The sequence below is a fragment of the Saccharomonospora sp. CUA-673 genome, from assembly GCF_001942305.1.
Lineage (GTDB): Bacteria > Actinomycetota > Actinomycetes > Mycobacteriales > Pseudonocardiaceae > Prauserella.
The window spans coordinates 67,564-91,823 of sequence record NZ_MKKE01000033.1 but is presented as its reverse complement, the minus strand read 5'-3'; the positions used below and the strand labels follow the sequence as shown (position 1 = coordinate 91,823).

Here is a 24,260-nt window from a genome sequence, read left to right as displayed (position 1 = left end):
GTGGCGGCCATCCTGCCACGGGTCCGCGCACAGTCTGCCCGAAGCGCGGCCCGCACCGGACACGGCTCGCGGCGCCGCGCCGGATCGACCGACCAGGTGATCCGGGGGTTCCTCACGAGTAGGCGGGACGCTTCGGGGGAAAACGGTGGGCACGTTCGCCCGCGCGACGTCGGCCAGACTGGAGGAGACGATGGCACGCTCACGGTCGTCGGCAGCCGACCACGACGACACCACCGACACCGGCCCCGGAACACCCGGAGCGCCCCCGGCGCCCACCGGCAGCACGGTGGAACGCAGCCGCTCCGGCGGACTCTGGGTGGGCCTGATCGTGGCCGCCGTGGTCCTCGTGCTGCTGCTGGTGTTCATTCTCCAGAACCTGCAGAGCGTGCAGCTGAACCTGCTCGGTTTCGACGGTCACATGCCGCTGGCCGTGGCGATCCTGCTGGGTGTCGCCGCCGGTGCCGTGCTCATCGCCGTGCCGGGATCGGTGCGGATCATGCAGCTGCGCCGCAACGTCCGCCGTTCGGGCCCGCCGCACTCGCCCTGACGAGCACGCGTGGCGCGCGCGGTCGTTCAGCGTCCCGGTGACCCGCGGTCCCGGCCGTGCCCGATGTCCGGCATGGCGTATGTCGCGGCGAGTCGATCGAATGCCCGTTTGGGTCGCCAGGCACCACCGGTGGGAACGCCGGGCAGTGTGCGGACGATGCCGTAACTGGCTTTGTCCAGGTCGAGAGCCGGGTCCGGCGAGTAGGGATTGGACGGTTCACTGAACGCGTAGACGAAGCACCCCGCGACACCCTCACGTGCGTAGAGGGTGATCAACTCCGCCAGGTGCTCGGCTTGCGCGGCCTCGTCCCGTGGCAATGCCGGATCGATCCGAGGAGGCGTGGTGGCGAAGTCGACGACGTCGTGTCCGCCGCCACCGGCGCTGTCCGCGCCCGCGTAACTGCAGATGCCGAACTCGGTGATCACGACGGGTTTCTCCGACGCGACGAGGTTGCGCACGGTCTCCGCGTAGCCGCTCCGGTTCTCGTCCTGGCGGTACAGGTTCACGCCCACGAGATCGAAGGCCGACCAGTCCACCGTTTCCCACTCGCCCGCCGCGTACGTGACCGGGCCGGCGAACACGTCACGGGCCCGAGTGCGGGCGCGGACGAGGTAGTCGTCGAGCCGTTCGTCCCACTCGCCCGGCAAGGGCCACGCGTTCGACAGCAGCTCGATCCGTTCGGTGTACGTGTCGCCGGGCAGCACACCGGGCAGGAAGATCGTCAGCTCGCAACCGACGTGCAGATGGACCGACGCCCCGTCCCTGCGCAGCCGCTCTGCCACGTCCCCGGCGGCGGCGAGATGGTCGAGTACCTCCCGCTGCGGGCGATCGATCAGTCGCGGCTGTATCCAGACGTCGAGTCCGAGATCGGCCGCGCTGCGTGCACAGGATTCCACCCGGTCGAGTTCGCACCCGAAGATGTTCACCGACGTGCAGTGCAACTGCTCGGCGATCACCCGCATGTCGCGCTCCGCCACCAGTGGATCCCATGCCACTCGTGACAGTTCGTCGGGGAGGTAGTTGAGCCCCGTGTCGTAGTTGATGCCGCGATGTGCCAGCACGCCGTCACAGTCCCAGCACGAGGTGGGCGATGAGGAAGTAGATCACCAGGCCCGTGGCGTCGACCAGAGTCGTCACCAGCGGGGCGGAGATCACCGCCGGGTCGATGCCGAGTCGTTTCGCCACGAGCGGCATCGTCGCGCCCACCGTCGCCGCCCAACTGCAGATGACGATCAGCGACAGGGCCACCGTCATCGCCACCGGTACGTCGACGAGCACGCTGCCGATCAGCAGACCCACGGCACCGAGCGCCGTTCCGACGAGCAGTCCGACCCGGCTCTCCCGCCACGCCACGCGGAACAGGTCCCGCGTGCGCACCTCGCCGACGGCCAACGCGCGCACCGTCGCCGTCGCGGCCTGTGAGCCCGCGTTGCCGCCCGCGCCGGTCAGCAGCGGGATGAACAACGCCAACGCCGTCACCGCGGTCAACTCGGCCTCGAAGATCTGCAGCACGTTGACCGTCAGCGTCGCCGCGACGATGAGCAGCAACAGCCACACCACCCGCGACTTGGCCAGTTGCACCACGCCCGCCGACATGTAGTGACCGCTCCAGGGCGCGGCCGCGGCCTGCCTCGCGATGTCCTCGGTGTCGGCCGCTTCGATGACCTCGAGGGCGTCGTCGATGGTCAGCAGGCCGAGCACGCGGTTCTCACTGTCGACGACCGGCAGCGCCAGCACGTTCGCGTCCTGCATCAGACGCGCCGCGTCCTCGGCCTGGCCGGTCGCCTCGACGATCGGGTAGTCCTCCTTGAGCAGCTCCGTGATCGGCCGTTCGGGTGGACTCAGGACCACGTCGCGCAGCGACACGACGCCGACGAACCGGCGTTGGTCGTCGGTCACCGGCAGCGTGTAGACGGTCTCCGCGTCGGCCCCGCGGTCGCGCACCACCTCGAGTGCCTCGCCCGCGGTGCGCCGCTGCCGCAACGTCACCGTTTCGGGGGTCATGTAGCGGCCGACGGAGCCGTCCTCGTAGCCCAGCAGGGCGGCCGTCATCGACCGTTTGCGCGGGCTGAGCCCGGCCAGCACCTGGCGGGCGAACTTGGCGGGCGCCTCCCCCAGCAGCCGCGCGCGGTCGTCGGGATCCATCTCCTCGACGACGTCCTGGAACGCCTCGCCGCGCAGCTCCGAGAGCACCTTGTGCTGGTCGGTCGGGTCGAGCTCCTCGAACACCGTGAGCGCGCGGTCCTTGTCGAGCAGCCGGAACAGCAGGACCGCCCGCACACCGTCGGCGCGGGCGAGCTCGTCGGCGACCTCGTGCGGCGGATGGTCGGCGACCCACTGTTCCAGTCCCGGCAGGTCGTGTGCGTCGAACAGGTCGTCCAGCAGGTCCGTGTCTGCGGTCATCCGCTGCTCCTCCGCCACAAGCTGCCCGAGACACCTCGGTTCCTGTCGCGTTCCATCATTCGCGATCTCGGCGCCGATGCACGTTCGCCACGCACCAGGGTGCCGTGGGACACAGCCGAACGGGGCATACCGCACGATCGGCACAGGACGGCCGGCGGACGTTCGCACGGCCGGGCACGGCGGTGTCCGACGACGCCGCGACACGTATCCGATTCGTCCCGATCACGGGTGCGAAATGGCACAGCGAGAGCACGCTGAGTGAGACCGTGCATCCTAACCGGTGAGTCCTACCTCACCTCTCATGTTCATCAAAACGGAATGTGAGACCCTCGGCACCCATGCGGACAGCGGAGATGACCCTCTGGGTGGCGGTGGGTCTGGCAGCAGTGGCGATCATCGCCGTATCGCTCGCCGGCTGGCAGCTCGTGAAGGCCCGCAGACAGGCCCAGCAGATCCACCGGCTGGCCCTTCAGGTCCGCGACCTGTCCACCGAGACCCAGCACCACGCCGGCCACGCGGCCGAGGCCGACCAGAGCGCCCGCGACCAGGCCCGCTGGGCGTGGGAGCAGGTCAAGCTGGCCAACACGCAACTCGAGCAGGCCCAGCAGGACAAGCAGGCCAGCACCCAGGCCGAGCAGTGGGAATGGGCCTACGCCCTGACCATGGCCGCGCGTGAGCTGGTCGACGCCAGCACCGAGCTCGTCCGCATCGGCCTCGACACCCAGGTGGCGCCGCACTACCGGCAGGCCGCCAACCGTCACTACCGGCAGTCCTGCCAGCGCTGGCAGGACACGATGATCAAGGCGCTCTCGCGCACCTCCCCGAGCCTGGAGGTGCAGCACCAGCTCATCGCCTTCGGCTACGTGCACCAGCGGCTGCACGGCCACATCGACGTCCTCCTGCGCTCGGTCGAGACAGACACGCTGTCCGAGAAGGACCCCGTGGCCCAGGGCGTGCACGCGCTGCGGCACGAATTGGCCAACGTGCACCGCCAGTTCCAGCGCACCATCAGCGCCAGCCTCGCCACCGTCGGCGACGCCGAGATCCACGACGAGGCGATCGCCGAGCCGGACACCCGCAGCATCAGCGCACCGGCACCCGAACCGCCCACGCAGGTCGGTACGCCGCCGGCGCCGCGCAACGGCTCCCGACCCGACCGCTCCCAACCGAGCTTCGGCAGCAACGGACGCCCGGCGCAGGCATCGCAGACACACGCCGCAGGAACGCCGAACCCCGGAACGCCGGCTCCGGCCGGGACATCGGCACCGGCGAAGGCAGCGCGGAACGGCAGCGACCGGACCGCCGCATCCCGGCCCCCGGCACCCCAGGGCCCGCCGGCCAAGGCGCCGACCACCCACGCCCGCACCGCCTGACGCCCGCTCGGACCTACACCGCTCAGCCGTCGGCGAGCCGCCGCATCCACGCGATGCCGACCGGACCTCAGGCACCGATGCGGACCAGCAGGTGTTCATTGAGGTTCTGCCGGGCCACCTCCACCTCGTCCGCCAGGGGTTGGAGGTACCCCGCTGAGACCAACTCCTGCGTGAGGGCCCAGATGAGTTCATGCACCACGATGAGCGTGCGTTCGTGAGCGCTAGCGTTCGGGATCGCCGCGAAGAGCGCTTGTGCCTGCGTCTCCGTTGTGAGCGTCTCGGCGATCGTCTCGGCGATGGTCACACTGTGGACATGGAGCATGTCGCTCATGTCCGGCACGAGTACCGGAATCTCGATCTGCGCTGTCGGGTCCTTGAGCAACTGCCGGGCTGTTTCGGAGAGAGCGACTTCCTGCAGGGCGTGGCGAGTGCTTTCGGTCCAGACCATGACAAGTGTGCCGGCCTCTCCCGAAATCTCATTGACGCCGGCACCGGCTGGAATCGGCGGATAAATCGCCCAGAACGCGCCGTTCCAGAGCGGCCGGTCCAGCGACAGCCCGGTATCGGGAACCATGTCGGTAGCGCGCAGCCGGTCCCACAGCAGTCCATCCACAGCATGACCGAAGACGACAGCGTAATCGTGCCCGTGGTGGCCGCGGCGGCGCAGTTCCTCGCGAATTGCCCGGACCTCAGCACTGACCTTGTGCGTCAGGTCTGTAGCCAACTGGCGGATCCTCGGGCGTAACGGGTCGAAGATGTCGGGCCCGACGACCGGAAACGCTGTGGTGACACGGTCGTCGTCGACTTCGATGAGGTCATACACCTGCAATAACTTCAGCTGGCTCTGCGAAGGCGCGATCCCGTTGGCCTCCAGCTCGGACAGGGTGGCGCCATCTCTTGCCGCGTAGAGGAGCGCGCCGTTGTCGTCCAGGGCAACGATTCCGTGCGGAGTGCTGCGAGCTCCGAGCGCGAATGCGTGGAGCCCCCACTCGGTGAGGTCACTCGGTTCCAGCCGATGGGCGTTGGGGCGGACCGGTGCGTCCATCGTTATCTCCTCGCCAAGTTCACCAGGTGTCGCACGTTCCGGGAGTAGTAGGGCGTCAAGGTCACGCTACCGGCGGGTCGAAGCGGCCACGTGCTTGTCGTGGACATGGATAACGCAGTCCGAGAGGCCCACACATCCGGGACGTGGAGCGCCTGGGGCTCCGGTGGCGCAAACGGGCCCTGCAGGAAAAGCCGAGCCCCTCCACCGCTCAGCCGACGGCGGCGACGTGCGCATCGGCGGCGGCGTCGCGACGCTGCGCCGCCACCGTCCGGTCGTGCGGCGCGGGGCCGGCGAACGTGCCGCGGACGATCCATGATGATGGGCCCATGACCCGAACCCGCCACTGGGACGTGCTGCTCGCCGTCGCGGCGGGTGGTGCGCTCGGCAGCCTCGCGCGTTACGGACTCGGGCTCGCCCTGCCCTCGCCCGCGGGCGTCGCGACGGTGCTGGCGAACGTCGCGGGCTGTCTCGCGCTCGGTGCGCTGATGGCGATCTTGTCGCTGCGCGCGCGGTCGCCGCGGCTGCTGCGCCCGTTCCTGGGGGTCGGCGTGCTCGGCGGGTTCACCACCTTCTCGACCTACGTGCTCGACACGCTCTCGGCCGCCGACGGCGGACGGCTGGTGGCGTCGTTCGCCTACGCCGCCGGGTCGGTGTTCGCGTCGCTGCTCGCCGTCGTCGTGGGGATCTGCCTGGCCCGGCTCGCGGCGCGCGGGAAGGGGACGGCGCCGTGACCGGCGTGATGGTGCTGCTCGGCGGCGCGGGTGGGGCCGTGCTGCGCTATCTGATCGACCTGCGGCTGCGCCGCGGGCAGACCGGGGCGTTTCCCCGCGGCACGTTCGTCGCCAACCTCGTCGGCTCGGGGCTGCTGGGCGTCCTCACGGCGTGGGTGCTGTCGGCCGGCGTCGAGGGCGAGGCCGTGTTCGCACTGGCCGGGATCGGGCTGTGCGGTTCGCTGACCACGTTCTCGACGTTCGGCTACGACACCGTCCGGCTCATCGAGCAGCGCCGCAGCGGCACGGCCGCCGGCTACGTGCTGCTCACGATCGCCGGCGGCCTGTTGGCCGCCGGCGCTGGACTCTGGGCCGGTTCGACCCTGTTCGGCTAGCCGAGCTGTTCCTTGATCCAGCGGACCTGGGTGAGCATCAGATTCTCCGCGACCTCCTCGGCCTGCGGCGTCATGTGCGTCGCACCGGCCAACGGCAGGAACGTGTGCGCCCGGCCCGCAGCGAGCAGTTCCGACGACAGTCGCAGCGCGTGCGCGACGAACACGTTGTCGTCGGCCAACCCGTGCACGATCAGCAGCGACCGCTCCAGGCTCGGCGCGTCGGTGATCAGCGAGTTGCGTTCGTAGGCCTCGGGATTCTCCTCCGGGTGCCCGAGGTAGCGCTCGGTGTAGTGGGTGTCGTAGAGGCTCCAGTCCGTCACGGGCGCACCCGCCACGCCCGCGGTGAACACGTCCGGCCGGCGCAGCACGGCCGCCGCGGCGAGGTATCCGCCGAACGACCAGCCGCGGATCGCGACCCGGCCGAGGTCGAGCTCACCGAACCGCTCGGCCGCGGCGTGCAGCGCGTCCACCTGGTCGGCCAGGGCCACATCACCGAGATCGCCGGACATGGCGCGCTCCCACGCGGGTCCACGTCCCGGCGAGCCGCGCCCGTCGACGACGAGCACCGCGAATCCCTGATCGGCCAGCCACTGGGGCGTCAACATCGCGTTGCGGCTCCGCAGCACGCGCTGGGCATGCGGACCGCCGTACGGGTCCAGCAGCACGGGCAACGATCCGCTGCCCGGTTCGTGCCCGGTCGGCAGCACCAGCGCCGCCCGCAGGCCGCGCTCCCCCAGTTCCAACCACTGCACGTTCGGCACGACACCCGGTTCGACCGCCACCGACGCGATGCGGCCGACCTCCCCGCCCGCGGACAGCACCGACACGCGAATGCCGGCATACTCCGGACTCCACGACGACAGCACCGCGGTGTCCACACTGCCCGATCCATTGTGGACACCGTCGCCGGTCGACAGCCGCCGCACCGAACCACCGTCGGTGCGGTACACGTGGATCTGTGTCGGATCCGCCTCGGACGCGCTGAACAGCACCTCGTCGCCGACGTCGACGACCGACCGCACCTGCAGCTCCGGGCCCGTCACGGCCGTACCGTCGACGTAGAGGCGGTAGGCGTCGTCGGCGACCCCGACGTGCACGAACCGCCCGTCCCTCGTCCACGCCGGGACGCCGGGCACGAGCTCCACCCAGTCCGGATCGGTCTCGACGTGCAGCTGCTTCGTCGACCCGTCCGCGACCTCGAGGGCGTGCACCTCGAGCCGCTTCTGGTCCCGCGTCTGCAGGGTCAGCAGCGGCGCGCCGCCGGCCGACCAGTGCACCGCGGCCAGGTACTCCCAGTCGCCGAGCGACACGTCCACCCGGTCCCCGTCGAGCGACACGACCGCGAGCGACGCGTCGACGTTGGTCGTCCCTGCGGCCGGGTAGGCCACCGTGTTCACGGGTGCGGCCGGGTTGACCGGATCGGCGATGCTCCAGCGCGGCACGCGCGTCCGGTCGGCGCGCTCCACCAGAAGGCTGCGGCCGTCCGGGGACCACCAGTAGCCGCGCACCCGCCGCATCTCCTCAGCGGCGATGAACTCGGCCAGACCCCAGCTCACCTCGGGGTCGTCCTCCACCACGACCGCCCGATCGTCGCCCGTCGCGACGTCCACCACGCGCAGCCGCCGGTCGGCGACGTAGGCGACGTGGGTGCCCTGCGGGTTGGGCCGCGGGTCGACGACGGCGGCGTCGACGAGCATGCGGGTCGCGCCGGTCGCCAGATCGGCGGTGTAGAGCCGGCCCGACAGCGAGAACGCCGCCATCGTGCAGGCCGCGTCGGTCGCGTAGCCGACGACGCCACCCGAGGTCTCGCGCGCACGCTCGCGGCGGGCCCGTTCCTCGGCGGGCAGATCCTCCTCGCCCGGCAGCAGTTCCGCGGCGTCGACGAGCTTGGTCTCCACCCCGGTGGCGACCTCGAGCTGCCACAGACTGTTCCGCCGATCGGTGCCGCTCTCCGACCGCAGGAACAGGACCCGCGAACCGTCGGGCGTGACCTGGAACTGGCGCGGCGTGCCGAGGGTGAACCGTTGCGTCCGCGCCTGCGCGCGCAGGAAGGAAGATCGTCCGTCACGGGATCCCACTCTGGCAGACCGCCCGCCGCGGCGTTACCGGTACCACCCGACCAGCACCACGCCGGCGGCGCACAACGATTCGCCGTCACGGGCGGTGATCCGCGCAATGTTCGGCGACAGCGAGCAATGTCCGGCGGCTGATCTCGACGCCGCCCGCGCCTAGTCTGAACGTATGACGACCTTCGCCGACCGCACCCGTTCCGCCGGCAACCACGCCGACGACTCCGGCACCCACGACGGCGCACCCGCAGCGACCCTGTCGGGCCCGGCCGACTACATCGCGCTGGACGAACGGTGGAGCACGCACAACTACCACCCGCTGCCCGTCGTGATCTCCGCAGGCGAGGGCGCGACGGTGACCGACGTCGAGGGCAAGCGCTACCTCGACTTCCTGTCCGGCTACTCGGCGCTGAACTTCGGGCACGGCCACCCGGCGCTGCTGGCGGCGGCGAAGGAGCAGCTGGAGCGGCTCACCCTGACCTCCCGGGCGTTCCACCACGACCAGCTCGGCCTGTTCTGCCGCGAGCTGGCCGCGCTGACCGGCACCGAGATGGTGCTGCCGATGAACACCGGTGCCGAGGCGGTCGAATCGGCCATCAAGGTGGCGCGCAAGTGGGCGCACCGCGTGAAGGGCGTGCCCGACGGCGAGGCGCGCATCGTGGTGGCGGCGTCGAACTTCCACGGCCGCACCACGACCATCGTGTCGTTCTCCACCGACGAGACGGCGCGCGCGACTTCGGCCCGTTCACGCCGGGCTTCGACGTCGTCCCGTACGGCGACGCCGAGGCGCTCGCCGCCGCCATCACCGACCGCACCGCCGCGGTGCTGGTCGAGCCGGTGCAGGGCGAGGCGGGCGTGATCGTGCCGCCACCGGGCTACCTGGCCGAGGCGCGCAGGCTGTGCGACCGGGCCGGCGCGCTGCTGATCGCCGACGAGATCCAGTCGGGTCTGTGCCGCACGGGATCGGTGTTCGCGCTCGAGCACGAGGGCGTGCGCGCCGACCTGTACACGCTGGGCAAGGCGCTCGGCGGCGGCATCGTGCCGGTCTCGGCGGTCGTCGGCCGCAAGGACGTCCTCGGCGTGTTGCAGCCGGGCGAGCACGGTTCGACGTTCGGCGGCAACCCCCTGGCCTGCGCCGTCGGACGCGCGGTGGTGCGACTGTTGGCCGGCGGCGAGTTCGCCGAGCGCGCCACGACGTTGGGCCACCGTCTCCACACGCGACTGGCCGGACTCGTCGGCCACGGGATCGCCGAGGTGCGCGGCCGCGGCCTCTGGGCCGGGGTCGACATCGCCCCGGACGGGCCGACCGGCCGCGAGGCGTCGCAGGCGCTGCGCGAGCGCGGCGTGCTGTGCAAGGAGACGCACGGTTCGACGCTGCGCATCGCACCGCCGCTGGTGATCACCGAGGACGAGTTGGACACCGGTCTGGACGCCCTGGAAGCGGTCATTCGGCGCTGACGCGCCGAATCGGGCCCGGCGCTGCCGCGGGGTGCGTAAGAATGGCGGGATGGTCGACCTTCGCACACCGGTGAGCAGCGAGGCCGTGCTCGCCCGGGGCACGGCGCTGCGGGACGCCGTGCCGCCCGCGTCGCACGATCACGACGCGGCCCCGCCGACGCGTCCCGGCGTGCTCGAGTTCCTCGAGGCGAGCAACTGTGGACGCCTGCCGGAGTTGGTGCCGTTGCGGATCGGCCGCATGCTGGCCTCGCCGTTCGCGTTCTACCGCGGCGCGGCCGGGCTGATGGCGGCCGATCTCGCCGGCACACCCGCGAGTGGTCTGGACGCGCAGCTGTGCGGGGACGCGCACGCCGCGAACTTCGGGCTCTACGGCGCGGCCGACGGCGAGATCGTCATGGACATCAACGATTTCGACGAGACACTGCCGGGACCGTGGGAATGGGACCTCAAACGACTCGCGGCGAGCCTCGTGCTGGCCGGCCGCGAGGGCGGCGTGTCGGAGAAGAAGTGCGTCGAGGCGGCCGAGGACGTGGTCAAGTCCTACCGGCGGACGGTGCGGGAGCTGGCCGAGGTGCCGTTCCTGCAATCGTGGAACGCCCTGCCGGACGCTCGGCCGTCGAACGTGCCAAGGCCGACGAGCTGATCGACGACTTCGCGAAGGCGGCGGCGAAGGCCCGCAAGAACACGAGCGCCAAGATCGCGGCGAAGCGCACCGAGGAGTACACCCACGAGTCGGGAACGAGTGTCTGGCGGTTCACCGAGGAGCCGCCGAAACGGACCCGCGTCGACGCGGCGACCGCCGACGCCGTCGTCGCCGGACTCGAATCCTATGTGGACACGCTCCGGGAGTCGCGGCGCAACCTCATCACCCGCTACGCCGTGTCCGATGTGGCCTTCCGCGTCGTCGGCACGGGCAGCGTCGGCCGCCGCGCCTACATCGCGCTGCTGCGCGGCAACGGGGACGAGGCCCTGGTGCTGCAGCTCAAGGAGGCGTGCCCGTCCGCGCTGGCCGACCACCTGCGCGCCGAGCACTGGGAGCACGAGGGTCGCCGCATCGTCCACGGCGGCCGGCTCGTGCAGGCCGAGACCGACATCCTGCTCGGCTGGACGAGCATCGACGACAGGCCGTTCATCGTGCGCCAGTTCCGCAACATGAAGGGCGACATCGACCCCACCGGCCTCGACGGCGGCCATCTCGACGACTACGGCCGGCTCGCCGGCGCCCTGTTGGCCCGCGCGCACACCCGCTCGCTCGACCCGCGCCTGCTCGCCGGCTACTTCGCCGACGACAGCGAGATGGACGAGGCGGTCGGCCGCTTCGCCGTGCGGTACGCCGACCGGACCGAGGCCGACCACGCCGAACTGGTCGCCGCCGTCCGCTCGGGTGCGCTGGACGCCGAGATCGAGGACGACTGATCCCGCCCATGCCCCGTGTCTCGCTGCTCGGCGTGCCCGCGTGCCTGGCCGGGTGGCTCGTGCTCGGTCTGCTCGTGGCGGGCGGCACCGCGCCGACACCGCCGGACGCGGTGGTCGAGGGGTTCGCGCTCGGACTGCCCCGTGGCGTGCTCACCGTGTTCACGTGGCCGACGCTCCTGCCCGTGGTCGCCGCGGTGCTGCTCGCCGTCGCGGTCACGGCACTGCGCCGCGGGCGCCCGGAGGTCGCGGCGCTCGCGGTCCTCGCCCCGGCCCTGGCGATCACGGTGAACACGTTTCTGAGCAAGCCGCTGTTCGACCGCTGGTACGACGAGCACCTCGCCTACCCGAGCGGGCACACCGTCAGCCTCGTCACGGCGGTGACGGTGCTGGCGGCGGCGACGGCGGGCCGCGTCCGCACGGTCGTGCTCGCCGTCGGCGCGGTGCTCACCGCGCTCGCGGCGGTCGGCATGGCGGGACTGGGCTACCACTACGTCACCGACGTCGTCGGCGGAGCCGCGTTCGCCGTCGCGGTCACGACCGCCGTGTGGTGGGCTCTGAACCGCTTCCCCGGCGATCGGCCGGGCGTCAGCGCAGGGCCGTCGCCTCGGCGTCGCGGGCCAGGGCGGTCAGCCGGCTGACGGCCCGCAGGTACTTCTTGCGGTAGCCGCCGGCCAGCATCTCCGGGGTGAACAGCTCGTCGAGCGAACCGCCGGAGACCAGCACCGGGATCGCGCGGTCGTAGAGCCGGTCGGCGAACGCGACGAGCCGCAGCGCGATGGCCTGGTCCTCGGCCGGCCGCACACCGCGCAGATGCACCGCCGACACCCCGTCGACGAGCAGGCCGTAGGCCGACGGGTGCAGGCTCGCCAGGTGCTCGCACAACGCGTCGAACTCGTCGAGTGTGGAGCCGTCGCGTCGGCCTGCCGAGGCGGCGAGGTCCTCGTCGCTCAGGGCGGCGGGCGGTTCGGGCAGACCGCGGTGCCGGTAGTCGGGCCCGTCGACCCGCACGACCCCGAACCGCGCGGACAGGGACTGGATCTCACGCAGGAAGTCGTCGGCGGCGAACCGGCCCTCGCCGAGCTTGTCGGGCAGCGTGTTGGAGGTCGCCGCCACGAACACGCCCGCCTCGGTCAGCTCGCGCAGCAGCCGGTTGACGAGCATGGTGTCGCCCGGGTCGTCCAGTTCGAACTCGTCGATCGCCAGCAGCCGGTGCTGGGACAACTGCCGCACGGCCTCGGCGAATCCGAGGGCGCCCACCACATGTGTCAACTCGACGAACGTGCCGTACGACTTCGGGCCGGGCACCGCGTGCCAGATCGACGCGAGCAGGTGCGTCTTGCCGACGCCGAAGCCGCCGTCGAGATACAGCCCGGGCTTGCCGTCGGCCGCGGCGCCGCTGCCCGAGCCGTTCTTGCGGCCGAACAGCCCGCGCAGCCCGGACCGCTTGCCGTGGCCGGCCGCCACACGCTCCGCGAACGCGCCGCAGTCCTGGACCGCGGCGGCCTGGCTCGGCTCGTCGGGATTGGGGATGTAGGTCGAGAGCCGCACGTCGTCGAACCGGGGCGGCGGCACGAGGGTCGTGACCAGCTCGTCCGCGCCGAGGGACGGCCGGCGTTCGGTCAGCTTCTCGACAGACATGCCCACCAGGCTAGACGGCGGCCCGATGTGACCTGGGCCGCGCGCCCGTGTTGGGATTGATCTCGTGCACCGTCTCTGGCCCCCCGACCCGTCCGACACCGGGCACGCCCTGTCCGACGCCGAGCTCGAGCAGTTGTACGACTACCCCGCGGGCCTCGAACGGCCGTGGATCCAGGCCAACTTCGTGGCCTCCGCCGATGGTGCGGTCGCCGTCGACGACGCCTCCGAGGGCCTGTCGAGCCCCGCCGACAAGCAGGTGTTCCTGCTGGGCCGGGACCTGGCCGACGTGATCCTCGTCGGGGCGGGCACCGCGCTCGCCGAGGGCTACCGGGGCGCCCGGAGCGGCGAGCGTCGACGCGCACGCAGGCGCCGGTTCGGGCTGAGCGACGTGCCGCCGATCGCCGTCGTCAGCCGCCGCTGCACCGTGCCCGCCGACGCCCCGGTCATCACCGACACGTCGGTGCCCACGATCGTGCTGACGACCACCACCGCCCCGCCCGAGCGCCGCGCGGCGCTGGCCGACGCGGGGGCCGAGGTCGTCGTCGCGGGCGGCGAGACCGTCGACCTGGCCGCGGCCGTGACACTGCTCGGCGAACGCGGACTGCTCCGCATCGACTGCGAGGGCGGACCGCACCTGTTCGGCTCGCTCGTGGCCGCCGACCTCGTCGACGAGCTGTGTCTGACCTACGCGCCGCTGCTGGCCGGACCCGGTGCGGGCCGCATCGTCGCGGGCGCACCGGACCCGGCAGCCGCGATGTCCGCACCGCGGAACATGGAGCTCACGTCGCTGCTGCACGAGGACGGCTTCCTGCTCGCCCGCTACCGCAGGGATCGCTCCCGGTGACACCCGGTCACTCTGCCTCACGGGTCCCACACCGGACACGTGCGACGGTAACGTCGCCAGCCGCCGCCCGCGGGTCGCAGCTGCTCAGCCGTGCCACCCCGCCGAACCACATCGACAGCAATGCCACTTCGAGAACGGGAGACCTGATCGTTGCCGCGCCGTGGTCGTGACCGCCTCGTGGCGTTCGCCGCGCTCCTGCCGGTCGTCGTGCTCGCCGCCTGCACCGTGGGCCCGTCGACCCGTCCCGCCGTGGTCGAGAACGACGCACCCGCCCCGCAGGAGCGCCCCGGCGACGACTCCGAACCGGCACCGCTGCCCGAGGCCGAGCCGCCCGGCCCGTCGAGCGTGAACTGGACCGACTGCGCCGAGGAGACCCGCGAGCAGCTCGGCGACGCGGCCCGCGGCGACCTGAGCTACGAGTGCGCCACCGTCACCACCACCCTCGACGCCCCCGGCGCGCCCGGACACGGGCTCTCGCGCACCGCGGTACTCAAGGCGGGCGACGGTCCGATCCCGCTGGTCGTGGTCAACGACGTCGACGGCGAACCCGGCAGCGTGCACGCCGCCCGCCTCGCGGCGAGCATGCCCGACGAGATGCTCGAGCGGTACTCGCTGGTCGGCGTCGACCGCCGCGGCACCGGCGCGTCCGACGGCGTGCGCTGCATTCCCTCGACCGACCGGCCCGGACTGTTCGACGCCGACCCCTCCGAGGACATCGAGCCGCCGCTCGACGCGGCCCGCACGGCGGGTCAGCAGTGCGCGATCAACCTCGACGACGAACAGGCCGCGTTCGACAGCTGGCGCACGACCGGCGACCTCGAGACCGTGCGCGAGCACCTCGGTGTGGAGCATCTGCATGCCCTCGGCCACGGCGAGGGTTCGCGGGTGCTGGCCCTCTACGCCGCCCGCTACCCGGACAAGGCGGGACGCATCGCGCTCGACGGCATGCCGGATCCCTCCGACGACCGTCCGGCGGCGCTCGGTGACGTCGCGGGCGGGGCGGAGGCCACGTTGGACGCCGCCGGCGAGCAGCTCGGCCGCGACCTGCGCGGCGACGTCACCGCGATGGCCGAACGTCTCGACCGGACGCCCGAGTTCACCCCCGACGGCTACCGGATGACCGGGCCGATGGCGCTGCGTGCGGTGCTGAGCGGACTGGCCGAACCGCACCGTTGGCGCGCGCTCGCCGATGCCGTCGGCGCCGCACGCGGCGGCGACGTCGGCGGGCTCGCGGCGTTCCTGCAACCACACCTGGTCGAGGACCAGCACGCGCCGGCGCGGATCGACGGCACGCTCGCCACCCGGTGCAACGACACCGAGGCCCGCCTGCCTGCCGAGCAGATCACCGAGGCGGCCAACCAGCTCGCGCAGGATCATCCGCTGTTCGGCGGGGTCGTCGCGCAGGAGCTCGTGTGGTGCAGTCCCTGGCCGACGCGCTCCGACGAGGCCGGGGACATCACCTCCGACGAGACCCCGCCGATGGTCGTCGTCAGCACCGCCACCGACCCGGTCACGCCCGAGCAGGGCACCGTCCGCGCGGCCGAGCAGATGCCCTCGGCGGTGCACGTGGCCTGGCAGGGCGCCGGGCACGGGGCACTGGAGTCCGGTTGCGTCGCCGAGGCGCTCAGCGGCTTCTACCTCGACGGGGACGTCCCTCGCGACGGCACGCTCTGCCCGGCCTGACGCGTGCACGTCGAGCCGGGAGTTGATCTTCAGTTGATCTTCCGGCCGGGGACGCACCGAGGGCGTCGACCAGTACTTGACGGGGACCGTGCGGGATGTTTCGCTGACCCGCGGTGAACCTTCTGTCGTTGCTCTCCGGCCTGACCAAGCGCGACCCACACGCCATCATCGCGATCGACGCCGATCCCGTGCAGCCCGTGCACGTCAGTCGTTCCGAACTCTGGCGTCGCACCCTGCAGCTGCGCGCGGATCTGGCCACAGCGGGAGTGGGTCGCGGGGACGTCGTCGCGGTGTGCCTGCCCAGCTGGTCCGATCTGCTCGGCTGGCAGCTCGCCACCGCCTCGCTCGGTGCGTGCGCGGTGGGACTGGACCCGGAGTGCCCCACCGACGATCTCGTCGACACGGTCGCCGACGCGCGGCCGCGCGTGCTCGCGCTCGACGTCGGCGTGCGCCCCGAGGTCCTCGACAAGCTCCGCGCGGCGATCACCGCCCACGGCGGCGACGCCGACACCGCCGAACCACTCGCCCCGGCCGTGGCCGTCGTGCCGGGCCCGCACGCCGAACCGCCCGTCGATCCGTCCCCGTGGGACCTGGGCGGCGGTGCATGGCAGCCCAGCGCCGCCACGGCCGGCATGCCGATGCCCGCCGCCGGCGGCGACGAACCGGCCGTCGCGTTCGCCCCCGGCCTGGCCGCCTACCGAGAATCGACCCTGCTCGCCCACGCCACCGCCACCGCGGAGGCGCTCGGACTCGGCGACGGCGATCTCGTGGTCTGCACCCGCCCGGCTGCCCAGCCCCTCGCCTGGTCGTTCACCCTGGCCGCGGCGGCCGGAGGCGCCACGTATCTGTTCGACCCGCAGCTCGACGAGACGGCCCTGCCCGCGCAGCTGGCCCGGTTCAGCGCGACCCACCTCGTGGCCGACGAGGCCGCGGCCCGCCACCTCGCCGCCGCGCACACCGACCCGGCGGCCGCGCTGCCCACGCTGCGCTGGGTGGGCATCCCCAACGCCGAATCGGCCGAGGCCGCCCAGAGCCTCGAGGCCGCAGGCGTCGCGGCCCGCGGCTTCTACGCACCACGCGGCATCCTCGCCCCGTTCGCACTGTGGCCCGACGACCGCTCGACCGCCGACCGGTGGCTCGGCGGCGGCACCCCCGTGTGCCCCGACGTCGAGCTCCGTATCACCGAGCCGGACGCCGGGACCGTCCCGGACACCGCGGCCCCCGATCCGGCCGCCGCGAAGCACGGCGTGCTGGAGATCCGCGGCGGCTGCGTCCCCGACAACACCACCGGGTGGTTCCGCACGGGCGACCTCGCGTCGCTGACCTCCGACGGCGACATCCGCTACGAAGGGCCGGCACCGCAGCACCGGTGAGTCCTGCTCTACCGTGAGTACCGTGCCGCGCCGGACCAAGCTCCTCCTCGGGCTCCTGTTGTTGGCCGGGCTCGTCGTCGCGGCGTTGGTCCTGCCGATCCCCTCACCCACCACGCTGCGGGCGTGGGCCGACGACGCCGGCTCCGGCGCGGTGTGGCTGTTCCTGGTGGCCTACGCGGTGTGCACGATCGCGCCGATCCCGCGGACGGTGTTCAACCTCGCCGCCGGCCTGCTCCTCGGCGAAGCACTGGGCATCGGCGTCGCCTTCACCGCCACCCTGCTGTCGGGTCTGCTCGGGTTCCTGCTCGCCCGCGCGCTGGGCCAGGAGTTCGTGACCAGGAACATGCACCGCACGCCGGTGCGCGCCGTCAACGCGCGGTTGGAATCCGGCGGCATGCTCGCCGTCGCGTCGCTGCGGCTGATCCCGATCGTCCCGTTCGCGCCCCTGAGCTACTGCTGCGGCATATCCCACATCGGCCTGCGGCCGTATCTCGTGGGCACGGCGCTCGGCAGCCTGCCCGGCACGATCGCCGTCGTCGTCCTCGGCGACGCACTGACCGGCGACACGCCGCCGGCACTGCTCGCCTGTTATGCCGTTTTCGCCGGGCTCGGAGCCGTCGGACTGATCCGGGTGATCCGTGCCGGAACACCGCAAAACCCGCAGGTAGCAGACGCGCACCCGCAACCGGAACGCGCACCGGACTGACGCGTCGCACTTCACACAGGTCCGTCCGGGCCGTTTCGGCGGGCCGCTACACTCGACACGGGCGCTAGCGGGGTGGCGCACCGGTCCCTTTCCGAGACCTCGAATCACGCCGACGTGCACCACGCGGAGTTCGCGGGTTCGAGGAGCAGCAGAGCAGTAGCCGAGGAGTAGGCGTCATCGACACCGGTCAGTTGGTCGCAGGCCACTATCGCCTCGTAGAGCACGTCGGCACCGGCGCCATGGGCATCGTGTGGCGCGCCGTCGATGAACGCCTCGAGCGAGCGGTCGCCGTCAAGCAGATCCTGACGCAGCCGGGTCTGTCCGAGACCGAGCGCGCCACCGTGCGTCAGCGCGCCATGCGCGAGGCGAAGAACGCGGCCCGATTCCAGCACCCCAACGCCATCGTCGTGTTCGACATCGCCGAGCACGACGGCGATCCGGTCCTGGTCATGGAGTACCTCCCGTCGCAGAGCCTGTCGGCGATCCTCGCCGAACGGGGTCCGCTTCCGGTCCCGGAGGTCGCCCGCATCGGCGAACAGGTCGCCGCGGCCCTCGTGGCCGCGCATCGCGCCGGCATCGTGCACCGCGACATCAAGCCGGGCAACCTGCTGATCGACGCCAACGGCACCTGCAAGATCACCGACTTCGGCATCTCCCGCGCCAGCGGTGACCTCACGCTCACCCAGACCGGGCTGATCGGCGGCACCCCCGCCTACCTCGCACCCGAACTGGCCCGCGGCGCCGACCCGACACCCGCGTCCGACGTGTTCGCGCTCGGCGCGACGCTCTTCCACGCCATCGAGGGCCTGCCGCCGTACGGTGACAACACCAACCAGCTCGCGCTGCTCTATGCGGCCGCCAACGGGCAGATCAATCCGCCGCAGCACGCGGGCCAGTCGACGGCGCTGCTGATGAGCCTGCTGCGCACCGATCCCGACGAGCGTCCGAGCATGGGCGAGGCCCGCGAGCGGCTCGGCGCGCTCGCCTCCGGTGCGGCGGCGCCGGCGACGCCGTTGGCCGCGACCGCCGTGTCGCCCGCCGTGTCCGACGGCGGCGGCCGCAAACCGGCCGGCGCACCGTGGCAGCGTGAGCACCAGACCCCGCCGCCCCACCAGCCCACCGCCGCGGGCGCACCTGCCGTCGCCTCCGACGAGGGCGGCGGCGGATCCCGCAAACCGCTGCTGTTCGCCGCGCTCGGCGTCCTGGCGCTGGCGATCGCCGCGGTGCTGGTGTTCACGCTCGGCGGGGACGACGAACCCGCCGCGGGCGGGGGGCCCACGACCTCCCAGCAGCCGACGACCACCCAGTCGCCCTCCCCGAGCCGCGAGACGAACGCCGGCGGCCCGGTCGAATGGGGCGCGGCCGGCCAGCTGGTCGGCGAGTTCTACGGCCGGCCCGACTGGGACGACCTCACCCCGACCGCACAGGACGTGTACGGCTCGGAGGACGAGTTCGACACCTACTGGGAGGAGCACCGGCTCAGCGGCTGGAGCAACGCCCGCGTCCCGGGGGCCAACCCCGACGGTTCGGTCGACGTGCACGTCAACCTCGACTTCGGCAACGGCTCCGCGCCCTACGTGGTGACGGTGGTCAACATGGGCGGCGACCTGCTCCTCGACGGGGACACCCGCGTCGACGGCGCGGCCGCGCAGTAGCGGACGTTCCACCGGTGGGCGCCGCACGCGGTATGTCCTACGGTGGGCACCATGCCGGATGACGACCAGACCCGCCGTCGGCGGCAGTTCGACGACGAGCTGATCGGGCTCGACCCGGATGATCCGGAGGCCCAGGAGTTCGCCGACCACCTGCACAAGATGCAGAAGGCCGAACCCGCGTTCACGGTGGAGAGCTCCCTGCGCGGCGTCGCCGAGTTCGCCGAGGGCAGCACCCGCGCGACCGGGCTGCGGTGGTGGACCGCCGTGGCGATCGTCGTGCTGATCCTGCTCGGCGTGATCGTGGCCGCATGGGATCAACTGAGCGCCGTCGTCGAGCACGTCTCCCGGTAACCTGGACGGCATGGAGCCCGCCGCGAACCCCACCCCGGACACCGACCGTCCCGGCGTCGATCGGCCCGGTGTCGATCAGCCCCGCGCCGATCAGCGAGTGTCGTGAAGTCGGACGAGCAGTGGCGCGCCGAACTCGGCCCGGACGCCTACGCCGTGCTCCGCAAGGCCGGAACGGAACGGCCGTTCACCGGGGAGTACAACGAGACCGACACCGAGGGCGTCTACGAATGCCGCGGATGCGGCGCGGAACTGTTCCGGTCGACCACGAAGTTCGCCAGCCACTGCGGATGGCCGTCGTTCTACGACCCGGCCGACTCGGACGCCGTGATCCTGCGCAAGGACGTCTCGCTCGGCATGGTGCGCGTCGAAGTCCTGTGCGCCACCTGCCACGGCCACCTGGGCCACGTCTTCGAGGGCGAGGGCTACGGAACCCCCACCGATCAGCGCTACTGCATCAACTCGGTAGCCCTGAGGCTCGTCGCCACCGACTAGCGACCACCCACGTCGCACCCAGCCCCCGCCCGCGTGGGACACCCTCCTCACCCAGCGGCGGGCACGACCTCCACAGCACACGGCAGCCCGTGCGCCCTGCCCAACCGTGCATCGGCGGTCACCAGTGGGAGGTCGAGCCGGGCGGCCAAACTGACGTACAGCCCGTCGTAGAACCGGACGCGGTCGCGTAGGTCCCAGGCACCGCGGCTCAACGGCCCCGCATGGGGATACCGTTCGTCCACGACGAAGTCCATCGCCGCCATCGCCGCCGACGCACCGTCGGCCGAGAGATCACCCCGCAGTACGTGCTTCCGGAGCACGTCGCCCACCTCGGCATCGACGAGGTGAGGCGCGTGCACCGCACCCGCGGCAAGACGTCTGCCCAATTCCTCCGCCCGTCGGGTCCGCTCGATCAACATCACGATCAACGTCGAAGCGTCGGCGACGACCTCATCACCCACGGTGCGCCGTGTTCTCCTCGCCCGGCCACGGACCGCGGATGTCGTCGAGATCGGCCAGGACGCTGTCCGCGGTCACGCCCGGCTCGTTTCGCTCGGCCAACTCCGCCCGCAGACGTTCGAACACGGAGCGCTTCCGGGCAACACGCGCCAGAAAAGCCGCCTGCTCCCGCATGTAGGACTGCAGCGACTTGCCCTCCGCACTTGCCGCGGCACGCAGGGCCTCGTACTCCTCGTCCGGGATGTCACGGATCTGAATGGTCGCCATAGCGCTACTTTAGCGCTACGGCGACCATCTTGGCCACTTCGCCCGGGTCAGGGCAGGTTCTTGACCAGCTCGCCCGGTTCGACGCGGGGCCCGGTGTAGAACGGGATCTCCTCCCGCACGTGTCGGCGCGCCTCGGTGCCGCGCAGGTGGCGCATCAAATCGACGATGCGGTGCAGTTCGTCGGCCTCGAAAGCGAGGATCCACTCGTAGTCGCCGAGCGCGAACGCCGGCACCGTGTTGGCCCTCACGTCCGGGTAGTCGCGGGCCTCCTTGCCGTGGTCGGCGAGCATCTTCCGGCGCTCGTCGTCCGGCAGCAGGTACCACTCGTAGGAGCGCACGAACGGGTAGACGCAGACGTACTTCTTGGGGTCCTCACCGGCCAGGAACGCCGGGATGTGGCTCTTGTTGAACTCCGCGGGCCGGTGCAGCGCGACCTGGCTCCACACGGGCCTCGACGCCCGGCCCAGCGGGGTCGACCGGCGGAATCCGCTGTAGGCGTCCTGCAGCTGCTCGAGTTCCTCGGCGTGCCACCAGATCATGAAGTCCGCGTCGGCACGCACACCGGCGACGTCGTACACCCCGCGCACCGCGACGCCCTTGCCCTCGAGCGCCTCCAGGTACTCCGTGGTGGCCTGGGCCGCCGCGCCGCGGTCGTCGTCGCCCAGCTTGCCGGGTTCGACCCGGAAGACCGACCACATGGTGTAGCGGATCGTGTTGTTGAGTTCGTCGTAGTTCAACCGAGCCATGACCCTATGGTCCCACCGTGACCTGGGTCGCCACGCGCCGGGCGGCCGCATCGGCCGTGCCGATACACGCGGGAATGCCCACGCCGTGCAGGGTCGCTCCGGCGACGGCGAGCCCGGGCAGGCCGACGACCGCGCGTTCGATCCGCGCGACCCGTTCGGCGTGGCCGACGCCGTACTGCGGCAGGCCGCCGCCCCACCGCTGCACGGCGACGTCGACGGGGTCGGCCGTGATGCCGGTCAGTTCGGCCAGGTCCGCGCGGACGCGGCGCACGAGTTCCTCGTCGGTGGCCCGCAACGCGGTGGTGTCACCGAACCGGCCGACCGATCCGCGCAGCAGCACCGGGCCGTCCCCGACCGGTGCCTGATGGGGCCATTTGCGGGCGGAGAACGTGAAGGCCTTCGCGGTGAACCGCCCACCGGCGGCGGTGTGTTCGGTGGCCCCGACCAGCACGCCGGACGCGTCGGGCAGCTCCGTCCCCGCGGGCAGGGCGAGGGAGACGACCGCCATCGACGCCAGCTCGACCTCGCCGTAAGCACCCGCGGCGGCGGGTGCGACGTCGGCCAGCAGCCGCGCGGCGGCGGGTGCGGGCACGGCCAGCACGACGGCGTCGACGTCGAGGTCCCGCTCGGCCGGGGCGTGGCGTCCGGGACGGCGCCGAAGGTCAGCCGCCAGCCCGCGGCGCGGCGTTCCAGGGCGCGCACCGGGACGCCGAGCCGCACCTCGGCCTCGGCCCGTTCGGCGAGCGTGGTGATCAACGTGTGCAGACCGCCGACGAGGGTGCCGAACACCGGCGCCGGAGCGGCCGGCGTCGCCGGGTCCCCGGACGTCGCGGGCAGCTGCGCCGCGACGGCCGCCGACAGCGACGTCGGCCCGCGGTCCAGGGCGGCCGCGAGGGCGGGCAGCACGGCGCGCAGCCCGAGTCCGTCGCGCCGCCGGCGTAGACGCCGCCGAGCAGCGGGTCGACGAGCCGGTCGACGACCTCGTCGCCCAGTCGCTCGCGCACGAGCCCGCCGAGGGAGACGTCCCGGTCACCGAGTTCCAGCGGCGGCAGCTCCCGCTCGGCGGCCACCCGTTCGACGCCGCGTTCCGACAGCACCCCGGCGACGGAGTCACCGTCGGCGGGGATTCCCATGACGGTGCGTTTCGGCAGACCGACGGTGCGCCCGCCGGCCCGCACCCCGGACGCGGCCCCCGACGGGTGCCGCAGGCGGTCGCCGAGCCCCAGTTCCGCGATCAGGTCGAGCGCCTCGGGCCTGCGCGCGAGGAACGCCTCGGCGCCGACGTCGCACGGGCGGCCGGCGAGGCTCGTCGTGCGCAGCTTCCCGCCGAGTTCGGACCCGGCCTCGCACACGGTGATCGCGGTATCCGGGCCCAGCAGCGTGCGGAGCCGGTAGGCGGCGGTCAGTCCCGAGACGCCTCCCCCGACGACCGCGACCCTCACGCGTGCCTCACAGGCTGTGCACGAGCTGGGCGACGCGGGTCAGCACCTCCGGATCGGTCTCCGGCAGGACGCCGTGGCCCAGGTTGAAGATGTGTCCCGACGCCGCGCGGCCCTCCTCGACGATGCGCCGCACCTCGGACTCGATCACCGGCCACGACGCCATCAGCAGCGCGGGGTCGAGGTTGCCCTGCACGATCGGCTCCGGCTGGCCGGCGGCGCGCAGTCGGCGCGCGGCCTCGTCGAGGGGCACCCGCCAGTCGACGCCGACGACGTCCGGACCCGCGTCGTGCAACGCCGGCAGCAGCTCGCCGGTGCCGACGCCGAAGTGGATGCGCGGCACCTCGTAGTCGGCCACCCCGGCCAGCACCCGCGCCGAGTGCGGCAGCACGAACTCCCGGTAGTCCTTCGGCGAGAGCGCACCGGCCCACGAGTCGAACAACTGCACCGCGTCGACCCCTGCGTCCAGCTGGGCCTTGAGGAAGGTCAGGGTCACGTCGGCGAGCCGGGACGCGAGCCGGTGCCACAGCTCGGGCTCGGCGTGCATGAGCGCCTTGGTGTGTTCGTGGTTGCGGCTGGGCCCGCCCTCGATCAGGTAGGACGCGAGGGTGAACGGGGCGCCCGCGAAGCCGATCAGCGGCGTCTCGCCCAGTTCCTCCAGCAGCATCGACACCCCGTCGGCGACCGGGGCGACCTGCTCGGGCACGAGCTCGGGCAGCGCGTCGACGTCGGCCGCCGTGCGCACCGGGTGCGCCACGACCGGTCCGGTGCCCGGGACGATGTCGATACTCAGCCCCGCCGCGTACAGCGGCACGACGATGTCGCTGAACAGGATCGCCGCGTCGACCCCGTGCCTGCGCACCGGCTGCATCGTGATCTCGGTCAGCAGCGCCGGGTCGAAGCACGCCTGCAGCATCGGCACACCCTCGCGCACCGAGCGGTACTCGGGCAGCGACCGGCCGGCCTGGCGCATGAACCACAGCGGCACGTGCTTCGGCGTGCCACCGCGGGCGGCGACCAGGAGCGGGGCGTCGGGCAGGTGGCGGCGGGCGGCGGAGGGCCCGGCCTGCCCGGACTGCGCTGCCGTCCCCACGGCGGCCGACGTGGACGAGGAGGTGAACGGGACTGTCATCGCCTTTCATGGTGCCACGCCCGGATCGTCGGCCTTCCGTCGGCGCGTCCTGGCGGGCG

At 72.2% G+C, this 24,260-nt stretch carries 21 protein-coding genes and 3 pseudogenes; 14 read left to right on the top strand and 10 right to left on the bottom strand.

The genetic code is table 11. The features are described 5' to 3' along the window. Window positions 1–190: 190 nt before the first annotated feature. Complete coding sequence (locus BJF85_RS15665; protein WP_083666482.1) at window positions 191–547, top strand: lipopolysaccharide assembly LapA domain-containing protein; 357 nt, start codon at window positions 191–193, stop codon at window positions 545–547. A 26-nt stretch (window positions 548–573) separates the two neighbouring features. Here BJF85_RS15665 and BJF85_RS15660 read toward each other — a convergent pair whose 3' ends face one another. After that, entirely contained in the window at window positions 574–1,608 is a 1,035-nt protein-coding gene (locus BJF85_RS15660) for a hypothetical protein (protein WP_083666440.1), read from the bottom strand. A 4-nt stretch (window positions 1,609–1,612) separates the two neighbouring features. Then, entirely contained in the window at window positions 1,613–2,950 is a 1,338-nt protein-coding gene (mgtE, locus tag BJF85_RS15655) for a magnesium transporter (RefSeq protein ID WP_075848743.1), read from the bottom strand. A 353-nt stretch (window positions 2,951–3,303) separates the two neighbouring features. Here mgtE and BJF85_RS15650 point away from each other — a divergent pair, with 353 nt between their 5' ends. Continuing rightward, on the top strand, window positions 3,304–4,323 hold the full coding sequence (locus BJF85_RS15650) for a hypothetical protein (RefSeq protein WP_187346926.1): 1,020 nt from the start codon (window positions 3,304–3,306) through the stop codon (window positions 4,321–4,323). 67 nt (window positions 4,324–4,390) lie between these two features. Here BJF85_RS15650 and BJF85_RS15645 read toward each other — a convergent pair whose 3' ends face one another. After that, window positions 4,391–5,368: a hypothetical protein gene (locus tag BJF85_RS15645; protein ID WP_075848492.1), complete on the bottom strand. Its 978-nt coding sequence runs from the start codon at window positions 5,366–5,368 to the stop codon at window positions 4,391–4,393. 326 nt (window positions 5,369–5,694) lie between these two features. Here BJF85_RS15645 and BJF85_RS15640 point away from each other — a divergent pair, with 326 nt between their 5' ends. Together BJF85_RS15640 and BJF85_RS15635 are read left to right on the top strand one after the other, a co-directional pair. Next, window positions 5,695–6,099, top strand: a complete 405-nt coding sequence (locus tag BJF85_RS15640) for a CrcB family protein (RefSeq protein ID WP_075848490.1) — start codon at window positions 5,695–5,697, stop codon at window positions 6,097–6,099. Beyond that, window positions 6,096–6,473, top strand: a complete 378-nt coding sequence (locus tag BJF85_RS15635; protein ID WP_075848488.1) for a CrcB family protein — start codon at window positions 6,096–6,098, stop codon at window positions 6,471–6,473. The genes BJF85_RS15640 and BJF85_RS15635 overlap by 4 nt, the downstream gene beginning before the upstream one ends. Here BJF85_RS15635 and BJF85_RS15630 read toward each other — a convergent pair. Continuing rightward, a complete protein-coding gene (locus BJF85_RS15630; RefSeq protein ID WP_075848486.1) occupies window positions 6,470–8,551 on the bottom strand; it encodes a S9 family peptidase in 2,082 nt (693 codons plus the stop codon). The genes BJF85_RS15635 and BJF85_RS15630 overlap by 4 nt on opposite strands. Window positions 8,552–8,714: 163 nt before the next feature. Between BJF85_RS15630 and rocD the strand changes: the two are divergent. The 3 genes and pseudogenes from rocD to BJF85_RS15615 all read left to right on the top strand — a co-directional run bounded on the left by rocD (window position 8,715) and on the right by BJF85_RS15615 (window position 12,054). Beyond that, window positions 8,715–10,000: pseudogene (rocD, locus tag BJF85_RS15625) on the top strand (ornithine--oxo-acid transaminase). A gap of 49 nt (window positions 10,001–10,049) precedes the next feature. Beyond that, window positions 10,050–11,416, top strand: a pseudogene (locus tag BJF85_RS15620) (DUF2252 domain-containing protein). 8 nt (window positions 11,417–11,424) lie between these two features. Beyond that, window positions 11,425–12,054, top strand: a complete 630-nt coding sequence (locus BJF85_RS15615) for a phosphatase PAP2 family protein (RefSeq protein WP_075848484.1) — start codon at window positions 11,425–11,427, stop codon at window positions 12,052–12,054. Here BJF85_RS15615 and zapE read toward each other — a convergent pair. Then, window positions 12,002–13,054, bottom strand: a complete 1,053-nt coding sequence (gene zapE / locus BJF85_RS15610; protein WP_075848741.1) for a cell division protein ZapE — start codon at window positions 13,052–13,054, stop codon at window positions 12,002–12,004. The genes BJF85_RS15615 and zapE overlap by 53 nt on opposite strands. Before the next feature lie 55 nt (window positions 13,055–13,109). Here zapE and BJF85_RS15605 point away from each other — a divergent pair, with 55 nt between their 5' ends. From BJF85_RS15605 to msrB, 7 genes are all read left to right on the top strand, one after another. Further along, window positions 13,110–13,898, top strand: a complete 789-nt coding sequence (locus BJF85_RS15605) for a pyrimidine reductase family protein (RefSeq protein ID WP_075848482.1) — start codon at window positions 13,110–13,112, stop codon at window positions 13,896–13,898. A gap of 177 nt (window positions 13,899–14,075) precedes the next feature. After that, entirely contained in the window at window positions 14,076–15,581 is a 1,506-nt protein-coding gene (locus tag BJF85_RS15600) for an alpha/beta fold hydrolase (protein ID WP_255375669.1), read from the top strand. 113 nt (window positions 15,582–15,694) lie between these two features. Then, complete coding sequence (locus BJF85_RS15595) at window positions 15,695–16,954, top strand: AMP-binding protein (protein ID WP_075848478.1); 1,260 nt, start codon at window positions 15,695–15,697, stop codon at window positions 16,952–16,954. Window positions 16,955–16,967: 13 nt separating this feature from the next. Beyond that, a complete protein-coding gene (locus BJF85_RS15590; protein WP_369822188.1) occupies window positions 16,968–17,660 on the top strand; it encodes a TVP38/TMEM64 family protein in 693 nt (230 codons plus the stop codon). Between the two features lie 239 nt (window positions 17,661–17,899). Then, window positions 17,900–19,315: a serine/threonine-protein kinase gene (locus tag BJF85_RS15585; RefSeq protein WP_255375668.1), complete on the top strand. Its 1,416-nt coding sequence runs from the start codon at window positions 17,900–17,902 to the stop codon at window positions 19,313–19,315. Window positions 19,316–19,366: 51 nt separating this feature from the next. After that, the gene (locus BJF85_RS15580) at window positions 19,367–19,666 is read left to right on the top strand and encodes a hypothetical protein (protein ID WP_075848739.1); all 300 of its coding nucleotides are present in this window, start codon (window positions 19,367–19,369) and stop codon (window positions 19,664–19,666) included. A gap of 102 nt (window positions 19,667–19,768) precedes the next feature. Continuing rightward, on the top strand, window positions 19,769–20,158 hold the full coding sequence (msrB, locus tag BJF85_RS15575) for a peptide-methionine (R)-S-oxide reductase MsrB (protein ID WP_075848472.1): 390 nt from the start codon (window positions 19,769–19,771) through the stop codon (window positions 20,156–20,158). A 47-nt stretch (window positions 20,159–20,205) separates the two neighbouring features. Here msrB and BJF85_RS15570 read toward each other — a convergent pair whose 3' ends face one another. From BJF85_RS15570 to hemE, 5 genes and pseudogenes are all read right to left on the bottom strand, one after another. Next, on the bottom strand, window positions 20,206–20,619 hold the full coding sequence (locus tag BJF85_RS15570; protein WP_075848470.1) for a type II toxin-antitoxin system VapC family toxin: 414 nt from the start codon (window positions 20,617–20,619) through the stop codon (window positions 20,206–20,208). Then, a complete protein-coding gene (locus BJF85_RS15565; RefSeq protein WP_075848468.1) occupies window positions 20,612–20,884 on the bottom strand; it encodes a hypothetical protein in 273 nt (90 codons plus the stop codon). Before BJF85_RS15565 ends, BJF85_RS15570 begins: the two co-directional genes overlap by 8 nt. 47 nt (window positions 20,885–20,931) lie before the next feature. Further along, window positions 20,932–21,630: a hydrogen peroxide-dependent heme synthase gene (hemQ, locus tag BJF85_RS15560; protein WP_075848466.1), complete on the bottom strand. Its 699-nt coding sequence runs from the start codon at window positions 21,628–21,630 to the stop codon at window positions 20,932–20,934. Window positions 21,631–21,634: 4 nt separating this feature from the next. Beyond that, window positions 21,635–23,072 (bottom strand): annotated as a pseudogene (hemG, locus tag BJF85_RS15555) (protoporphyrinogen oxidase). Between the two features lie 7 nt (window positions 23,073–23,079). Then, the gene (hemE, locus tag BJF85_RS15550) at window positions 23,080–24,201 is read right to left on the bottom strand and encodes a uroporphyrinogen decarboxylase (protein ID WP_083666438.1); all 1,122 of its coding nucleotides are present in this window, start codon (window positions 24,199–24,201) and stop codon (window positions 23,080–23,082) included. Between the last annotated feature and the right edge of the window lie 59 nt (window positions 24,202–24,260).